The organism is Streptomyces solincola (assembly GCF_002982015.1).
GTDB lineage: Bacteria > Actinomycetota > Actinomycetes > Streptomycetales > Streptomycetaceae > Streptomyces > Streptomyces solincola.
This window is the reverse complement of record NZ_PVLV01000737.1, coordinates 1-2,553: the sequence shown is the minus strand read 5'-3', so window position 1 is coordinate 2,553 and position 2,553 is coordinate 1. Positions and strand designations below refer to the sequence as shown.

The 2,553-nt window shown below is 75.7% G+C and carries 3 protein-coding genes; all 3 read right to left on the bottom strand.

Features of this window, described 5'->3' with window-relative positions; translation table 11 throughout:
- Positions 1–436: 436 nt before the first annotated feature.
- A complete protein-coding gene (locus C6N75_RS29830; protein ID WP_105871946.1) occupies positions 437–670 on the bottom strand; it encodes a chaplin in 234 nt (77 codons plus the stop codon).
- A 214-nt stretch (positions 671–884) separates the two neighbouring features.
- Positions 885–1,112: a hypothetical protein gene (locus C6N75_RS29825; protein WP_105871945.1), complete on the bottom strand. Its 228-nt coding sequence runs from the start codon at positions 1,110–1,112 to the stop codon at positions 885–887.
- Between the two features lie 100 nt (positions 1,113–1,212).
- A partial coding sequence (locus C6N75_RS29820; protein ID WP_322888090.1) for a cytochrome P450 occupies positions 1,213–2,553 on the bottom strand: 1,341 nt, incomplete at its 5' end.

Genomic DNA, 2,553 nt, shown 5'->3' with positions numbered 1-2,553 from the left:
GCCCTGACGGCGCCGGCCGGCGCCGTCAGGGCCGTGCCCGCGATCAGCAGCGCGGCCGCCGCCAGGGCCAGCCGCCCGCCCGGCGCGCCTGTCCCGCGCGGCCGGCGCGGGCCGCGCCGGGTGCCCGCCCGCCTGTCCCGCCCGCCCTGTCCGTCGCGGCTCTTCCGGTGACCCATGTCCGCTCCTCCGCCAGGTGGCGCCCGTCCGGTCATCCCCGTGGAGCAAAAGTAGGACTGACGGCTCGTCGGGTAATCCGGAGAGGCCCTCGGCTGGACCATCGGTGGACGGACTCCCCCGTTCGGGCGTGCGGACGGCCGGTGGGCGGACGGCCGGTGGGCGGACGGCCCGCGGGCGGGGCCGGAAAGGCGGGAAGCCGGCCCCGGGAGCGTCCCGGGGCCGGCTTCTCGGTGGCCGTGAGGCCGGTTTCCCTATCGCGTCACTTGTTGACGCAGATGTTGCCGAAGGCGGGGTTGAGCCCGCTGATCACGCCGATGCTGTTGCCGCAGACGTTCACCGGGATGTGGATCGGGGCCTGGACGACGTTGCCGGACAGGATGCCCGGCGAGCCGACGGCCGCACCCTCGGCGTCCGCGTCGGCGACGGCGGGCGTGGCCGCACCCAGCGCCATGATGATGCCGGCGACGGCTACCGCGGCCTTCTTGCACTTCATGTTCGGCTTCCTTTCGGCAGGGGAAGTCCCGTCGCGGATCTCACGACGTACGGACCACGCACACGACCGGGTCCGGCTTCCGCTGTGAAAATCAGACCTAAAGAAGTGGCGAAATGCGGTCATTGCGGCTGTTTCGCGGGCCGAATCACCCGGATGCCGGGAACTCCGGCACGGCGGCCGACCGCCCGCGGCCTCTTCCGGGGCGGTCGGGGCCTCAGCCGCCCGGCCACACCGGGCGGGAGACGAGGGCGTCCCACTCGTGGTCCGGCACTCCGGGCAGGGCGCGGCCATGGACCCGCCACTCGTGTAGCAGCGACGAGTAGACGGGGGGAGCCGGGACGGGCGGCGGAGCGGCGGGCGCCGCGTCCATCTCGGTCGCCGCCGCGTGCCTGCTCTGCGGGATGAGGGGGACGCGCTCCCAGTTCCCAGCGCGAGGAGCCATGCCGAACCTTCCGTTCGCAGCGTCAGCCTGGGCAGGGCCCTCGCATCATGACACAGCGTCCCGGTCCGGATCCGGCAACGCGTCGCCCCTCGCGCCCCGCTCAGTGCGGCAGCGCGGCCAGCCTCAGCGCGAAGTGGTCCAGGGTGTGCGGCAGCGGGCGGTCGGGCCGCAGCCTGGCGGGCCGCTCGAGCAGGTGGCGGTGGCGTTCCAGCAGCGCGGCGAGCGCGGTGGAGGTGACCAGCAGCACCAGGTCCTCGCCCGGGCAGCGGGCCGGCCCGGCGCTGAACGGCATCAGCGCCTCGGTGTCCCGGGCGGTCCCGTCGAGCCAGATCTCGGGCGTGAACCGGTCCGCGTACGGCAGCGACCCGTCCCGGTGGAACAGCGGCGCGTAGATCAGGAAACCGGTGCCGGCCGGCAGGGCGCCCGAACCCCAGCGGGTCTCCCGCACCGACTCGCGCAGCAGGAACGGCGTGGTCGGCCAGAGACGCACCGACTCCAGCACACAGGCCCGGGTGTACGGCAGGAGGCTCGGCTCGGTGAGGTCGGCGACCGCCGTCTCGGCCCGGACCTGGTCTTCCTGGCGGCTGTGCGTGGACAGCAGGGCGAGGGCGCGGAAGGCGACGATGGCGGCGGCGTCGAACGCGAACAGCCAGTGCGGAACCTGGCCGGCCGGGTCGACACCGGGCGCGGCGGGGGTGCGGGCCAGCGCGCCGGCCAGGGCGCCCGGCTCGGCGCGGTCCAGATGGGCGCGGAGCCGGCGCTCGAAGCGGTCGCGCAGCGCGGTGCGGCGCGGTGCGGCGAACGACCAGTTGCCGGCCGAGCGCAGCCTGTCGAGCATCGCGGTCAGCGCGGTGTCGTCGCGTGCGGCGTCGCCCAGCACGATCCGCCGCACGGCCCTGTTCCACATGGTGTGGAAGCGGCGCCAGTCGATCTCGCCGTCGTCCGCGGTGACCGCGCCCAGCAGCTTGCCGGTCTCCTCGCGCACGGTGCGGACCACGGCGGGCGCACTGCTGTGAAGCCGGGTGCGGTACTCCAGCACGGCCTCGTTGAAGGCGCGCCGCTCGTCGCGTGCGCCGCCCTGGGAGACCAACACGCCGTGCGGCTGGAACTGCTCCAGCGCGGCCCGCTTCTCCCGGGTGGCGGGGGAGTACGGGTCGGGGGCGCCGGCCAGCACGCGGGCGGCGTCCTCGGCGGTGAGCGGGACCGCGAAGGCGCGTCCGGCCGCGTCCAGCGTGAGCGGGCCGGGGCCGTGGCGCTCGCGCAGTCCGGTCAGCAGTGCGGTGGCCCGCCGGTCGACCGCGCACCGCTCGGCCAGCGCCATCCCGGCCCGCCGGCGGACGACGACCCCGGCGGCGAGGGTGGGGGCGACGACGTACGCGGCCAGCCGGGCGGCGTCCGGCCCGGAGGCGCGCACCGGGGTGTTCGGCGAGGCGGGGGAGGG

What these genes read in the sequence shown, in the direction of transcription:
- C6N75_RS29830 (WP_105871946.1), bottom strand. Translation starts at nt 670, where the DNA reads ATGAAGTGCAAGAAGGCCGCGGTAGCCGTCGCCGGCATCATCATGGCG.
- C6N75_RS29825 (WP_105871945.1), bottom strand. Translation starts at nt 1,112, where the DNA reads ATGGCTCCTCGCGCTGGGAACTGGGAGCGCGTCCCCCTCATCCCGCAG.